The following is a 13,685-nucleotide window of genomic DNA, read 5'->3' as shown; positions in this document are numbered from 1 at the left end:
TCGAAGCCAAAGCCTTCATTGGCTGGTCAAGAGAATGCGAACGCCACTCGTCAAGAGAGACCACCACAGACGATCCACGTTCCTGTAAAATCAACTTCATTTCCGAACTCAAGCCGATCGGTCAATGCTCAGAAGGCCCTCAGTCTCAGACAATTTGGAGTCTTGATCTACACCAATAGCTTCTTCCGAAGACTGGGCATGTCGATACGGAAAAGAGTCGTAGGCCGCCTCGTATGCTTCGTGAACTCTCCCCAGTGGATCTGACAATAAAGGCCGTACAGTACCGTTGAAGATGTCAGCTAGAGCGCCGGTATCCTTCGCGTGCGCAAAAACACCGTGCCCAAACGGCAAGTCCTCAAGGTGCCGATCAAACCACTCGACCAGCCGTTCCAAGACTTCGGGCGGCAAATTTCTACGAAGCATCTCCTTTAAAGAAGCAACAGACGAGGGAACGGGAATTCTGTGAACTCGTCTATTTACCGCGTCGTCCAGCGAGAGCGCCGAGCGATCTCGCGGGTTCATTGTGGTGAGAACGATCAAATTTGGTGCGATTTGCGTTTCAGACTGAGAAATGGAAAGAGTAAATTTCCGGCCTCGGTGTTCAATGTAAGTAAGCAACTCGCCAAGTACGGAGTGGGCGTTCGCCCTAGTAAATTCCTCAATCACCAAAACATACTCTCTTCCGGGGTCTTCCAACGCCTTTTCATTAATTTTTCGAAGGGTCTTTGAGCGAAGCTGAAAGCCCTGTCCATCAGCTTTCGGAACAAACCCTTCAACGAAATCCTCGTATGAAGTACTATCGTGGAATTGGATCTCCATGCTTCTCGACGGATCTCCATCAGTGATTTGATCGGCAACAATTCTCGCCAGACGAGTTTTTCCCGTCCCTGGTATACCTGAGAGCGCTATGATTTTCCGAACTCCGTGCACCCTTACTGCCGTCAACACCTCTTTCACTAAATTAATGTCAGCCGTCGCCAAGGGCGGGCGTTCCGCGGCCTCAACTGGCGACATCAAGTAGGAAATGTAGCTCGATCGATTAGACCAAGCGTCGCGCGGGACTTCAGGAACGGCTTCATCGAGTAGACTATCCAAGATTGCGGCATTCTCGTTGGTCAGCGTACGAAAGCCATCGGAAGCCGCTTCCGAGGGGATCAACACTCCGCCCAAGCCGGCTCGGTTGAACCAAGGTGTTATGTGCCGTGGATCGTTGGTGAGAGCGTTCTGGCCAAGCTCCTTGAGCTCCAACTCGTTAGAGTAGCCCATCGGAAATCTCTTTCGAAATTCTGAAATCTGCGAGATGGCGTTTTCGAGCTCGTGTTCGTTGTGTATGTGACCGAGAACGCGGTTGATGTCCTGCCAGTGAAGCCTGTTGTCGAGTTGCCGAAAGGCCTTCCAAATGGCCCGAAGTGGACGCAGGTCTGATCCAGCCGGCACGCCGGAAGCCGGATTGCCGCTTCGGTCGGGCTTTGCTAGGAGGACGCGGTTTGCAACCATCGCACCCAGTCGAGCAATCTTATGATTTGCTCCCTCTAAGGACGCGGCTACGTCGTCTAGGCTGTCGATAACTGCGCGACCAAAGCGGGTGGCTTGGACAGTGCCATCTTCGTCAACCGTCAACAGCCCCATTTCTTCGAACGCCGTCTTCCATGTCCGGAGCCTTTGCTCTGAGATCTCGGCGTTTGGATTTTGACCCCCAGTAGTCCTAGTGGAAAAACGATCTATTGCCGCCCTAAGCGCAGCACGGGTACTCTCGTAGTTGCGCTCCCGAAAGTTGGTTCCATCTGCGGACAGTATTGCCCACAGATAGTGAGGTGCGGTCACGCCGGGTATTGAGAGGTCAACGTCTGGGCTCTCGTGGTTTGAAATCGGCCAGCTCATCTCTGCGTAGCCTCTTGCGCCAGCCGCGAGATAAACGAACATTCTTCCGAAATATGAGATTCTCCATTGGGGAGGCCGGAGTTTAAAACGGGTTTGAGTTCCATTAGTCTTGATTCCCCTTATCTATATCCGTCTAGAGCACCGCGTCTTCCGAAAACACGGCTACACATCGCGTTGTTCTTCGGTCAGGTTTGCTCTAGGTTCGCAACACAAGGTAAGACCGCACGGAACTCTAAGCAATGACCGACGTGTTCGATCCGCAGACGCGGACGAGGATCATGGCGAGCGTTAAGCAAAAGGACACCGCTCCCGAGATCGCCATTCGCAGTGCGCTTCACAAGAAGGGCTTCCGCTACCGTCTTCACTCAAAAAAGGTCTATGGAAGGCCCGACCTGGCCCTTCCCATGCACCGCGCCGTCATCTTCGTTCACGGCTGCTTCTGGCATCGGCATCATGGATGCCGCTACGCCTCTACACCGTCGACTCGCGCGGACTTCTGGCAGGCAAAGTTCGAGGCGAACGTTGCCCGGGACAGCGCCGTTCGTGGAGTGCTGCTTGCGGCGGGTTGGCGCGTGGCGACGATCTGGGAGTGTGCCCTGCGAAAGCCCAAACAGGCCTCCCTAGCCACCGAGCGTCTTTCAGCATGGCTACTGACTGAAACTGACACGCTCGAACTCGGCGAAGTCGACGTCTTTGCATCCACAAGTGAAGGCGACGATGTCGGCTCTTCCAGCTGATTGATCCAACCCGGCCGGGCTATGATGCGCCTCGCGAATGTTCGATCCGAGTTCCTTGTTGCGAACGCCACTGGCGTCGGAGTGTTTAGCCCATATATCCGTATTGCCTATGTTTTTCAGAGGCTTGCAAGCTATTCACCAAATCCGCGCAGTCATCAGGTCCGGATAATATCGGCCCTTAGAGACTGCCTTCGGGCCACCTGGCGAGGACGTCAGTGCTCAGCCCCTCCCGCATAACCCTCGAAAACAACGAAAAAACCCGGCCGAATCCGGATCGGGAGAACGCTTTCGCGAGGGCAAGTGGCGGAGCAGGTGGGATTCGAACCCACGGGACCATCTCTGGCCCGACCGATTTCAAGTCGGTTGCCTTAGACCTCTCGACCACTGCTCCGGTCAGGGAACCTACAGGGAGCGCGTAGGAATTCCAAGTGGTGCGATGTTGTCGGCGGCGCAATCCTTCCGGTCAGGGTCCCCGACCGCCGCAGCGGTCGCTGTCATCGGGATTTGCACAGGCTTCCATGCCCATCATCGCGGATCTTTTCCGCGAGGGTATCATGGATTTCGACCGTATTCGTCCGCTGTTCGGCGGCAGGCTGACGCAGGCTCAGGTCACGGGACTGAACAGCATCCTTCACGCGACGGCACAATTGCCCGTCACGTATCGCGCCTATCTTCTGGCGACGGCCTTTCACGAAACCGCCCGCACCATGCAGCCGATCACAGAGCGCGGCACCCTGGACTATTTCCGCCGCTATGAACCGGAGACGGCGATCGGGCGACGGCTGGGCAATGTCCGGGCCGGAGACGGTTACCTTTTCCGCGGGCGGGGGTATGTCCAGATCACCGGGCGCGCCAACTACGCCAATGCGGGGCGGAAACTGGGCCTCGACCTCGTCGGGAATCCGGATCTGGCGCTGCGCGGCGATATCGCGGCCCAGATCATGGTGCGGGGCTCAGGCGAGGGTTGGTTCACGGGACGCAAGCTCGCCGATTATCTGGACCGCAGCCCGCCCGACTATGTGAACGCGCGCCGAGTCATCAACGGGACGGATCGCGCGGCGCTGATCGCAGGCCATGCGCGCAGCTTCGAGGAGGCGCTGTGATCCGGCTGCTGGTGATCGGAACGGTCGTGGCGCTGCTGGCGGCGGGCGTCCAGTCGTGGCGCGTCAATCGTCTGGCTGAGCAACTGACCGCCGCGCAATCGCAGCTGGGCGCCTATGCCGAGGCCGCGGCGATCCGTGCGCGGCAGGATGCCGAACAGGCCAGACTGCGGGATGCCGCCGCGGCACTGGACGAAGATCTGTCTCACGTGGAGGGGGGCGATGCGCCACTTGACGCTTATCTGTCTGATGCTGCTCGCAAATTGTGGCCGTGAGGCGCCGGCGGAGCTGCAGTTGCTCGACCTCCGCCCCTGCCCCGGCTGGAGCGGAAACACCCCCGCGACCGAAAGCCAGTTCGCCCGCGCGGCGGCTGCGGAACAGGCCGGGCGGCTGTGCGCCAATGCCAAGCTTTCGGCGGTGAATGAGGCGATCCGATGATGGATTGGTGCGGGGTGAGGGACTTGAACCCTCACGCCAGAGGCACACGGACCTAAACCGTGGGTGTCTACCAATTCCACCAACCCCGCAAGCATGGCAACATGCCCCGCAAGACTATTAGACGGGGCGGAAAGGCTTGGCAAGTTGGGCTGCGGGGCATCACTGCCTCTGGCGGTGCAGAGCCGGGGCCTGCCGCCCGTCCGGCCAGCCCCCGCAAACACCTGACGTAAAATCCGAACCCCATCGCTCGCGCGCGACACCGGCCCGACGTGCCGTCGCGGAGCGCAGGCCCGCGACGGCAGACGGTCAGGTGCGCCATCCCGCGCGCTTCGCAAGCGCATAGAAGCCCTCGGCGATCAGTCCCAGAACCGCGCCGAGCGCCAGCGACAGGCTTTCGACCAGAACGGGATCCGAGGCGATCGCCAGGCCTGTCTGTGGCGCGATCAGCCCCTTGGCGACAAGCGCGCCCGCGGCATAACGCAGGATATTGCGGATAATGGCTGGATTCATCGGCGTCACTCCTTCTGCGGGGCCGGACCCGGACGCAGGGTCCCCACGCCCCGCCGGCCCTCGTTGCCGCAGGGTGTGACGGAAGCCGCAGTTTTTGCTTAATGCAGCGGGCGCTTCATCCCGCGCCGGGGATCAGGGCATGCAGCTTCGGCAGGACCGTCTCGACCGGCTCCTGATAGCCGATCCGGCCCGCGAACCGCCCATCAGCATCGAACAGCAGGACCGAGGCCGAATGATCCATGCTGTAATCCGCCCCCTCCCCCGATACCTTCTGCGCATAGATCCGGAATGCCTCGAGCGCCTTCGCGATCTCGGCCTCCGTCCCGGTGACGCCGATGATGCCCTCGGACCAGGACAGATAATCCGCCAGCACCGGGATCGTGTCGCGCTCAGGATCGACCGTCACGAGGAAGAACCGCATCGCCGCCGCCCGATCGCCAAGCTCCTGCTGCCAGAGCGCGATATCACCCAGCGTCGTGGGACAGACATCCGGGCAATGGGTGTAGCCGAAGAAGATCGCCGAGGGCTGCCCCGTCAGCGTCGCGGCGGTGAAGGGCGCGCCTTCCGTCGTTTCCAGCAGGTAGTCCCCCTGCCCGACCGTGGGCACGTCCTCCGCACGCGGATCAAGGACAGCGAACCACAGCGTCACGGCAAGCCCTGCCGCAACGGCTCCCAACGCAAGCCACCGCGCCGTCCTGTCCTTCCGCATCGCGATCCCCCTATTGCACCCTTCCGGCCGGGCCGCCGGCGCAGACGGGCATCGGCAGGGTCACCGGCCCGGCATGGTCGAAGGTCAGCGTGACATGCACGGTATCGCCGCTTTTCGGCGCAAAGTTAAGCCCGCTGAACATCAGATGATCGCCGCCCGGTTGCAGCGTGACGGTCGCGCCCGCGGGAACCGGCAGGCCATCGACCCGCTGGCGCATCCGCATCACCTCGCCCTCCATGGTCATTCCGTGGACCTGCACCACCTCCGCGAAATCCGCCCGCCCGCCGGTCAGGCGATCCGCCACCGGCCCCGGATTGGTGATCGTCAGATAACCGGACACCACCGGCGCACCGGGCATCGGCGCGCGGATGCAAGCGTCCGAGATCCGCAGATCCTGCGCCATCACGCAACCGGGCGCGCAGAGCGCCGCGCAAAGCAAAACGGTTTTCATGAACGGCTCCGCGCCGCGGCCTCAGCGAAACAGCACCAGCGCGCCCGGCGACCACGCAACCCGGATGCGCGAGCCCACGTCCAGAACCGGTCGCCCGAACACATTGCGCATCGAGATCCGCACCGGCGCCGATACTCCGTCGAGCCTGATGTCATAATAGGTCATGTCGCCGTAATAGACGACCTCGTCGATGACACCGGGCGCCTCGCGGTCGGATGCGGTCTGCCCTTCATACAGCAGCGTCAGCGTTTCGGGCCGGAAGCCCACCGTCGCTTCCCCGCCCGAGGTCTGCGCCGCGACCTGATCCGGCGTGACCTCCAACGGGCCCAGCCCCGGCACCTCCAGCGCCACATGGCTGTCGCTTTCCGCCGTCACCCGCGCGGGCAGGAAGTTCATCACCCCGATGAAATTCGCCACCCGGCGCGAATTCGGATGGCGGTAGAGCGTCTCGGGATCGGCAAGCTGGGCGATCTCGCCGTCGAACATCACGGCGATCCGGTCGGACATGACCAGCGCCTCTTCCTGATCGTGGGTGACCAGCACGAAGGTGATGCCCAGCTCGCGCTGCAGCTTGATCAGCTCGACCTGCATCTGTTCGCGGATTTTCTTGTCCAGCGCCGACATCGGTTCATCGAGCAGCAGCACCTTGGGTTTGAGGATCAGCGCCCGCGCCAGCGCCACCCGCTGCCGCTGCCCGCCCGACATCGCATGGGCGGCGCGCGGCCCGTACCCCTTGAGGCCCACCAGTTCCAGCGCCTCCTCGACCGCGCGGGCCTTTTCCGCGGAGGATCGCGGATCGCGGCGCAGGCCAAAGCCGACATTCTCCGCCACCGTCAGATGCGGAAAGATCGCATAGCTCTGGAACACCATGTTGGTCGGCCGCTTGTTCGCCGGCACGTTCGACATGTCCTTGCCGTCGATCAGCACCGCGCCCGAGGAAATATCCTCGAACCCCGCGATCGTGCGCAACAGCGTGGTCTTGCCGCAGCCCGAGGGGCCGAGCAGCGAGAAAAACTCGCCCGCCCGGATCTCGGCGCTGATGCCGCGCAGGGCATGGTAATCGCCGTAATATTTCTGCACCTCGCGGAATTCGATCATCGTCGGACGGTCGCTGGCGGTCTTGATGGTCACAGGAAGCCTCCGGTATCCTTGGCGCCGGTCTTCGCGATGCCGCGGCGGCGGGCATATTCGGCAATGGTCAAAAGCACGATCGAGGCGATCACGAGGCAGGTGCCAAGGGCCATGATCATCGGGATCTGCTTGGGGAATCTGAGCTGCGAGAAGATATAGGTGGGCAGCGTCACCTGTTCCCCCGCAAGGAAGAAGGCGATGATGAATTCATCGAGCGAAATGGTGAAGGCCATCAGCATCGACGACACGATCCCCGGCAGAACCAGCGGCAGGGTGATCAGCCGGAAGGTGGACCATTTCGTCTCGCCCAGATCATAGGCCGCCTCTTCCAGCGATTTGTCGAGCGAGGAAAACGCCGCGTTCAGCACCGCGATCGCATAGGGCGTCGCCGCCAGCACATGGCCAAGGATCACGGTGAAGATCGACAGCGGCACCCCGATCCCCAGCAGCACGATCAGCAGCGACACCGCCACGATGATCTCGGGCAATACCAGCGGCAGCATGATCAGCCCCATGATCCCCGGCTTGCCCGGAAACCTGTAACGGGTCGAGGCGCGCGCCGCGAAAATGCCAAGCGTCGTGGCAAAGATCGCCGTCGACACCGCGATGATCAGCGAATTGCGCAGCGCCTGCCCCAGCGTCGCATTGCTGAACAGCTGGTCGAACCAGTGCAGCGTGAACCCCTTGAGCGGGAAGGCGATGATCGTTCCGGAATTGAAGGCGAAGATCGGCAAAAGCACGATCGGCGCATAGAGGAAGATCAGATAGGCGAAGGCGAACAGGCGCAGCCCCGGAGATTTCATTTGGGCCCCCGCAGAAAGCGCCGGTTGAGGAACAGGAACACCAGCGCGATCACCGCCACCACCAGCATCGAGCTGACCGCGATGGCCGATCCCAAAGGCTTGTTGTCGATCTTGAGCATGTTCTGCTGGATCATGTTCGCCACCATCGGCAACTTGCCGCCGCCGATCAGTTCGGGCGTCACATAGTCGCCGATGGTCGGGATGAAGACGATCATCACCGCGCCCACGACACCCGGCATCGCCAGCGGCAGCGTCACCCGCCAGAAGGTCATGAACGGGCTCTCCCCCAGATCGCGCCCGGCCTCGAGGAAGCTGCGGTCGATCTTTTCCAGACTGACGAAGATCGGCAGGATCGCGAAGGGTGCATAGGCATGGGCCAGCGTCACCGTGATCGCGCCCACCGAATTGAGCATCTGCAACGGCTGATCGACAATGCCGAGCCCGGTCAGGATCGAATTGATGACCCCGTTGTAGTTCAGGATCACCTTCCACTGGAACACCCGGATCAGATACGAGGTCCAGAACGGGATGGTGATCAGGAACAGCCACAGCGACTTCTTCTGCGCCGGCACCACGAAAGAGATGAAATAGGCGATCGGAAAGGCCAGAACCACCGTCACCAGCGTCACCAGCATCGACACCAGCACGGAGCGGAACAGAATCGCCTGAAAGATCGGGTCGGTCCAGGCCTGTATGTAGTTCTCGAAGGTGAACTCGTGGATCACCTCCAGATAACCGTCCTTGAAGAAGGAATAGGCGACGATCATCCCCAGAGGCGCCGCCAGCATCAGGATCGCGTAGATCAGCGTCGGGCTGACCATCACATAGCCGTTGAACGCTTCGGATTGCTTCAGGCGCTTCCAAGGCGATGCCGACATGCCCACAGGTCCCTCTTCCCGTCCCGGTCCGCGCCTCGGCGCTTGCGGTCACGCTTGCACAAGGCACCGGCGGTGAAAAGGGGGGCATCGCGCCGCTTCGTGGAAATTCCGGGCGATGGCCTAAAATTTCACCGCTCCCCCCGAAGATACCCCGGGCACGCGCGCGCCCTGATCCCGTGCACCCCTCCGGAACAACGCAACGCACCACACGCCCGCTTTCCGCATCCGTGCCGGGAGCAGGTTCAAAAGCCGCAGGAAGCGACTTTCCTTTCGTGTTTCCATAAATATCCCGGGATGAGGCGGATCAGACATTCTTCCAGTGGAAGAATGTCCCGCCGAATGCGCCAAAGGCGCGAGGGGGCTGGCCCCCTGCCGCCCTATCCGCCGGAACCGTCAGACCGGCAGATCTCCCGGCGGATTGTTCAGCAGGCGCGTCAGCCGCCCGATGGCGCGCTGGAACCGTTCCTCGGTCACGCCGCCGGCCAGCGCGATGCGCACCGCATTCGGCGCATGGCCGTCCTGCAGGACATATTCATCGGCCGAGCGCAGCAGCACCCCTTCCGATTCCGCCATCCGCGCGAAGGTCGAGGCGCGCCACCCCGTGGGCAGCCGCAGCCAGACGAAGCTCAGCCCCTCCTGCCAGCTCAGGTCCTGATTGCCGAAGGCCTGCACGACCATCTGCAACCGCCGCGCCATCTCGGCCTGCGCCGCATGGCGCAGCCGCATCGCCTCGCCCGAGCGGAACAGCCGCGTGACGATATCCGTCACCGGGCGCGGCAGGCCGAAATAGCTGTGCTGCGCGGTCAGGCGCCCGGCCTCGCCCATGCCCTCGGGCGCGACGACGATGCCGAATCGCATTCCCGCCGAAATCGTCTTCGAGAGCGAGGTGACATGCCAGGTCCGCTCCGGCCCCAGCTTGCGCAAGCTTTCGACATTGGTGACGGGCGCGGTGTAGCAATCGTCCTCGATGATCTGCAGATCATGGCGGCGGGCGACATCGACGATGGCGCGGCGCCGTTCGGTCGACATGCGCGCGGTCGTCGGGTTCTGCGCATCGGGCGTGACGCAGACCATCTGCCCGCCGTATCGCCGGCAGGCCGCATCGAGCGCGGCGGGCACCATCCCCTCGCCGTCCAGCGCGACGGCCACCACCTCGGCCCGGTTCAGCCGCGCGGCATGGCGAAAGCCCGGATAGGCCAGTTCCTCGCAGAAGACCACCGGCCGGTCGCCGCGCAGGCAGCATTGCATCACGATGTTGATGCCGTTCTGCCCGCCGAGCGTCAGCACCAGATCATCCGCGGTGATCTGCTGGTAGATCGCGCAGTCGCGGAACCATTCGATTACCGCCTCGCGGCAAAAGAGATCGCGCCGCAGCCCCGGATATTCCAGATACTGCTGACCCAGTTCCGCCGTCGCCTCGGCCATCGCGGTTTTCAGCGCCGCGACCTGACCCACATCCGGAAGCTGCGGCGAGCGCAGATCGACCACGCCGTCGTCATCCTCGGGATCCGTCATCGGCTGGCGATACAGCGGCTCGGTCGGGCCAAGGCGGCGCGATTGTGTTGATACAAACGTCCCGCGCCCCACAGCGGCTTCCAGCAGCCCTTCCTGTGTCGCGATCTGATAGGCGCGCGCCACCGTTCCGGGCGTAACCCCAAGTTTCCACGCCAAATCCCGAACTGTCGGCAGCCGCGACCCCGGCGAAAGATCACCCCGCCGCACCCCGTCGCGCAGCGCCCGGACCAGTGACAAATACTTCGGCCCACTGATCTGCGACAGGTCTGGTTTCCAACTTGTATCAGTCACAATGTTTCTCTGGCCCCGATTGTGTTACTTGATTTACAAATACATTAAATCAGAACACGGATTGTATCAATACGCAAAGGTGCCCTATGTCCACGGTTTCGCTGCAACGTCTGACCCTTCACGCCTGGAACGCCGTCAGCCTTCCCGGCCGGATCCTGACCTGGATGGCTGTCCGCCGCAGCCGCATCGCGCTGGACCATCTGGATGCGCGTCTTCTGGACGATATTGGCATATCGTCGGCGCAGGCCAAGGCCGAAACGCAGCGTCCGTTCTGGGATTTCTGAGATAGGTGCCGCAGTCCCCTGTCGGCCCTCTTCCTGGCCGGGTGCTTGCACCCGGCTTCTTTTTTCCCCCGGACCGGTGGATCAGCCGCTGACCGCCTCAATGGTGATCGCGCGCTTGCGCAGTTCCGCATACAATGCGGGCAGCACCCGCACCTCGCGCGCGGCATGTGCCAGCGCCTCGTCCAACTGCGCCTCGGTGCGGAAACCGCTGACCCGCAGGACCTTGCGGTGCATGACGCCATCGTCATAGACGATCTCGACCGCGCCCTGCCGCCTGCGCAGGCCAAGCAGGTCGAATCCCCCTGCGGAGGCTCTGTATCCCGTTCTCATGATTTTACTGCCCGGATTCGGTTATGTTTTTATCCGGTAGTGTTGCGCGCATCCGGCGAAAGCCGTCAAGACACGGCCCCGTGAAGGCGATAGCCCCCGCGATCAGGCGGCGTGGGCGCCCGCGGCCAGCTCGCGCACCCGCGCCAGCACATCGGCGACGGGCCGCCCCTCGCCGATCAGCTTGACGATGGCCGAGCCGATCACGCAGCCATCCGCGATGCCCGCGATGGTGCGCGCCGCCTCGGGCGAACTGATGCCGAAACCGACGACGACGGGCAGATCGGTCTTCGCCTTGATCCGCGCGACCTCGGGCGCGACGGCACTGGCATCGGCCGCCTGCGCGCCGGTGATCCCGGTGACGGAAACGTAATAGACGAAGCCCGAGGTATTCTGCAGCACCTTCGGCAGGCGGTGATCGTCGGTGGTCGGCGTGGCCAGCCGGATGAAGTTGATCCCCGCCGCCTGCGCGGGCAGGCACAGCTCGACATCCTCCTCGGGCGGCAGGTCTACGACGATCAGCCCGTCGATCCCGGCAGCGACCGCATCCTTGAGGAACCGCTCCACCCCGCGCGAATAGATCGGATTGTAATAGCCCATCATCACCACCGGCGTCACCTGATCGCCCTTGCGGAATTCGGCCACCATGTCGAGCGTCTGCTGCAACGTCTGGTGATGCTCCAGCGCGCGCTGCCCGGCGTGCTGGATCGTCGGGCCGTCGGCCATCGGATCGGTGAAGGGCATGCCCAGCTCGATCACGTCGACGCCCGCTTCCGGCATCCCCTTCATCACCGCGAGAGACGTTTCGATATCCGGATCGCCCGCCATCAGATAGGCCACGAAGGCTTTCTTCCCCTCCGCCTTCAGGGCGGCGAATTTCGCGTCGATCCGGGTCATGTCGTCTTCCTCTCTGCTGCGCACGGTGTGCGACAGGAGAAAGGGAAAATCAATGGTCCATCACGCCCTCGCCGGCCCCGACAGCATCCAGTGCGTGCCGAAGCGATCCCGGAGCATGCCAAAGCCGCTGGCCCAGAACGTCTCGGCGAACGGCACAAGGATCGCGCCCCCCTCGATCAGGCCATCGAACGCCTCCTGCGCGGCAGTGACCGAGGCGAAGCCCACATGCACGGCAACCGAGGCCTGCGGCGGCGTCTCAACCCCCGGCGGATAGTCGGACGCCATCAGCAGACCGTCGCCCAGACGGAAATTCGCGTGCATCACCAGATTGGGCGGGATCGCCGCGCCGCCGCCCGGCATGTCCTCGGGGAAATCCTCGGGCGGGGCTTCGGAATAGCGCATCAGCACCGGCTCCGAGCCGCCGAACACCCGGCAATACAGATCCATCGCCTCGGCGCAGGTGCCGGGGAACAGCAGATAGGGCGTGAAGGTCATCCGGTTCCTCCTCCCGGTTTGTCCAAAGCTAGTCCGCGCGGCCCGGCGGGAAAGCCCCGGGTTGCGCGCGGGCAGCCTTCCGCCTATGAAGCGGCGAGATCGCGACAGGAGTGGGACATGGGTTTCAGAATGGGGATCGTCGGCCTGCCGAATGTCGGCAAATCGACGCTGTTCAATGCGCTGACGAAGACCGCCGCCGCGCAGGCCGCGAATTTTCCCTTCTGCACGATCGAGCCGAACGTCGGCGAGGTCGCGGTGCCCGATCCGCGGCTCGACAAGCTCGCCGAGATCGCCGGCTCGAAGCAGATCATCCCGACGCGGATGACCTTTGTCGACATCGCGGGGCTGGTCAAGGGCGCCTCCAAGGGCGAGGGTCTGGGCAACCAGTTCCTTGCGAACATCCGCGAGACCGATGCCATCGCCCATGTGCTGCGCTGTTTCGAGGATGACGACATCACCCATGTCGAGGGCCGCGTCGATCCCGTGGCGGATGCCGAGACGATCGAGACCGAGCTGATGATCGCCGACATGGAATCGATCGAAAAGCGGCTCCAGACCATCGCCCGCAAGGTGAAGGGCGGCGACAAGGACGCGCTCGATCAGGAACGGCTGATGAAGACCGCGCTGGCGGCGCTGGAAAACGGCAAGCCCGCGCGCACCGTGCAGGTGGCCGAGGACGACCGCAAGCAATGGGCGATGCTGCAGCTGTTGACCGCGAAGCCGGTTCTGTATGTCTGCAACGTCGAGGAAGCCTCGGCCGCGACGGGCAACAGCAAGTCGCAGGCCGTGGCGAAGATGGCCGCCGAACAGCATGCCGGGATCGTCGTCATCTCGGCGAAGATCGAGGAAGATATCTCGCAGCTCGACCCCGAGGAGGCGACGATGTTCCTTGAGGAACTCGGCCTGCACGAGGCGGGCCTCGACCGGCTGATCCGCGCGGGATACGAGCTGCTGGGGCTGGAAACCTATTTCACCGTCGGGCCGAAAGAGGCGCGCGCCTGGACCATCCGCAAGGGCACCCTTGCCCCGCAGGCGGCGGGCGTGATCCACGGCGATTTCGAGCGTGGCTTCATCCGCGCCGAAACCATCGCCTATGACGATTACATCGCCGGCAAGGGCGAGGCGGGCGCCAAGGAAGCGGGCAAGTTCCGCGTCGAGGGCAAGACCTACGAAGTGCAGGACGGCGACGTGCTGCATTTCCTGTTCAACGCCTGATCCGCGGAATCCGCCGTCGTTCA

At 62.8% G+C, this 13,685-nt stretch carries 17 protein-coding genes and 2 tRNA genes; 6 read left to right on the top strand and 13 right to left on the bottom strand.

Going from position 1 to position 13,685, the window contains the following annotated elements; translation table 11 throughout:
- Window positions 1-108: 108 nt before the first annotated feature.
- Window positions 109-1,881, bottom strand: coding sequence for an AAA family ATPase (locus D2T30_RS00640; RefSeq protein ID WP_164884167.1), 1,773 nt, complete (start codon window positions 1,879-1,881; stop codon window positions 109-111).
- A gap of 239 nt (window positions 1,882-2,120) precedes the next feature.
- On the opposite strand from D2T30_RS00640, the gene D2T30_RS00635 reads away from it, so the two are divergent.
- Window positions 2,121-2,618: a very short patch repair endonuclease gene (locus D2T30_RS00635; protein WP_128207225.1), complete on the top strand. Its 498-nt coding sequence runs from the start codon at window positions 2,121-2,123 to the stop codon at window positions 2,616-2,618.
- 301 nt (window positions 2,619-2,919) lie between these two features.
- On the opposite strand, the gene D2T30_RS00630 is transcribed toward D2T30_RS00635, so the two are convergent.
- Window positions 2,920-3,009 (bottom strand) — tRNA-Ser (locus D2T30_RS00630).
- 127 nt (window positions 3,010-3,136) lie between these two features.
- Between D2T30_RS00630 and D2T30_RS00625 the strand changes: the two genes are divergently transcribed.
- The 3 genes from D2T30_RS00625 to D2T30_RS22970 are packed head-to-tail and all read left to right on the top strand — an operon-like array spanning window position 3,137 to window position 4,156.
- Complete coding sequence (locus D2T30_RS00625; protein WP_241651150.1) at window positions 3,137-3,721, top strand: glycoside hydrolase family 19 protein; 585 nt, start codon at window positions 3,137-3,139, stop codon at window positions 3,719-3,721.
- The gene (locus D2T30_RS00620; protein ID WP_128207224.1) at window positions 3,718-3,993 is read left to right on the top strand and encodes a hypothetical protein; all 276 of its coding nucleotides are present in this window, start codon (window positions 3,718-3,720) and stop codon (window positions 3,991-3,993) included. The genes D2T30_RS00625 and D2T30_RS00620 overlap by 4 nt, the downstream gene beginning before the upstream one ends.
- 19 nt (window positions 3,994-4,012) lie before the next feature.
- Complete coding sequence (locus D2T30_RS22970; RefSeq protein WP_164884166.1) at window positions 4,013-4,156, top strand: hypothetical protein; 144 nt, start codon at window positions 4,013-4,015, stop codon at window positions 4,154-4,156.
- Between the two features lie 5 nt (window positions 4,157-4,161).
- Here D2T30_RS22970 and D2T30_RS00615 read toward each other — a convergent pair.
- From D2T30_RS00615 to D2T30_RS00580, 8 genes are all read right to left on the bottom strand, one after another.
- A tRNA-Leu gene (locus tag D2T30_RS00615) sits at window positions 4,162-4,245 on the bottom strand.
- A 217-nt stretch (window positions 4,246-4,462) separates the two neighbouring features.
- Window positions 4,463-4,666, bottom strand: coding sequence for a hypothetical protein (locus D2T30_RS00610; protein WP_128207223.1), 204 nt, complete (start codon window positions 4,664-4,666; stop codon window positions 4,463-4,465).
- Between the two features lie 115 nt (window positions 4,667-4,781).
- Window positions 4,782-5,375 (bottom strand): SCO family protein, encoded by a 594-nt coding sequence (locus D2T30_RS00605; protein WP_128207222.1) that lies wholly within the window; start codon window positions 5,373-5,375, stop codon window positions 4,782-4,784.
- Window positions 5,376-5,385: 10 nt separating this feature from the next.
- Window positions 5,386-5,826 (bottom strand): copper chaperone PCu(A)C, encoded by a 441-nt coding sequence (locus D2T30_RS00600; protein ID WP_128207221.1) that lies wholly within the window; start codon window positions 5,824-5,826, stop codon window positions 5,386-5,388.
- Window positions 5,827-5,847: 21 nt separating this feature from the next.
- A complete protein-coding gene (locus tag D2T30_RS00595; protein ID WP_128207374.1) occupies window positions 5,848-6,924 on the bottom strand; it encodes an ABC transporter ATP-binding protein in 1,077 nt (358 codons plus the stop codon).
- Between the two features lie 29 nt (window positions 6,925-6,953).
- On the bottom strand, window positions 6,954-7,760 hold the full coding sequence (locus tag D2T30_RS00590; protein ID WP_128182231.1) for an ABC transporter permease: 807 nt from the start codon (window positions 7,758-7,760) through the stop codon (window positions 6,954-6,956).
- Window positions 7,757-8,638, bottom strand: a complete 882-nt coding sequence (locus D2T30_RS00585) for an ABC transporter permease (RefSeq protein ID WP_128182229.1) — start codon at window positions 8,636-8,638, stop codon at window positions 7,757-7,759. Before D2T30_RS00585 ends, D2T30_RS00590 begins: the two co-directional genes overlap by 4 nt.
- Before the next feature lie 393 nt (window positions 8,639-9,031).
- A complete protein-coding gene (locus tag D2T30_RS00580) occupies window positions 9,032-10,444 on the bottom strand; it encodes an aminotransferase-like domain-containing protein (RefSeq protein ID WP_128207220.1) in 1,413 nt (470 codons plus the stop codon).
- Window positions 10,445-10,530: 86 nt separating this feature from the next.
- Between D2T30_RS00580 and D2T30_RS23500 the strand changes: the two genes are divergently transcribed.
- On the top strand, window positions 10,531-10,728 hold the full coding sequence (locus D2T30_RS23500) for a DUF1127 domain-containing protein (RefSeq protein ID WP_241651149.1): 198 nt from the start codon (window positions 10,531-10,533) through the stop codon (window positions 10,726-10,728).
- 81 nt (window positions 10,729-10,809) lie between these two features.
- Here the strand turns inward: D2T30_RS23500 and D2T30_RS00570 are convergent, their stop codons facing one another.
- From D2T30_RS00570 to D2T30_RS00560, 3 genes are all read right to left on the bottom strand, one after another.
- Window positions 10,810-11,058, bottom strand: a complete 249-nt coding sequence (locus D2T30_RS00570) for a hypothetical protein (RefSeq protein ID WP_128182225.1) — start codon at window positions 11,056-11,058, stop codon at window positions 10,810-10,812.
- A 102-nt stretch (window positions 11,059-11,160) separates the two neighbouring features.
- The gene (gene trpA / locus D2T30_RS00565; protein WP_128207219.1) at window positions 11,161-11,952 is read right to left on the bottom strand and encodes a tryptophan synthase subunit alpha; all 792 of its coding nucleotides are present in this window, start codon (window positions 11,950-11,952) and stop codon (window positions 11,161-11,163) included.
- Between the two features lie 60 nt (window positions 11,953-12,012).
- Window positions 12,013-12,447, bottom strand: a complete 435-nt coding sequence (locus D2T30_RS00560; RefSeq protein ID WP_128207218.1) for a VOC family protein — start codon at window positions 12,445-12,447, stop codon at window positions 12,013-12,015.
- A 117-nt stretch (window positions 12,448-12,564) separates the two neighbouring features.
- Here D2T30_RS00560 and ychF point away from each other — a divergent pair, with 117 nt between their 5' ends.
- Window positions 12,565-13,662 carry a redox-regulated ATPase YchF gene (gene ychF / locus D2T30_RS00555; RefSeq protein WP_128207217.1) on the top strand — a complete coding sequence of 366 codons (1,098 nt, stop codon included), beginning with the start codon at window positions 12,565-12,567 and terminating at the stop codon, window positions 13,660-13,662.
- Window positions 13,663-13,685 lie beyond the last annotated feature (23 nt).

This window comes from Paenirhodobacter populi (genome assembly GCF_004022215.1).
GTDB classification, from domain to species: domain Bacteria; phylum Pseudomonadota; class Alphaproteobacteria; order Rhodobacterales; family Rhodobacteraceae; genus Rhodobacter; species Rhodobacter populi.
The sequence above is the reverse complement of the archived record's forward strand: the minus strand, read 5'-3'. Positions and strand labels throughout refer to the sequence as shown.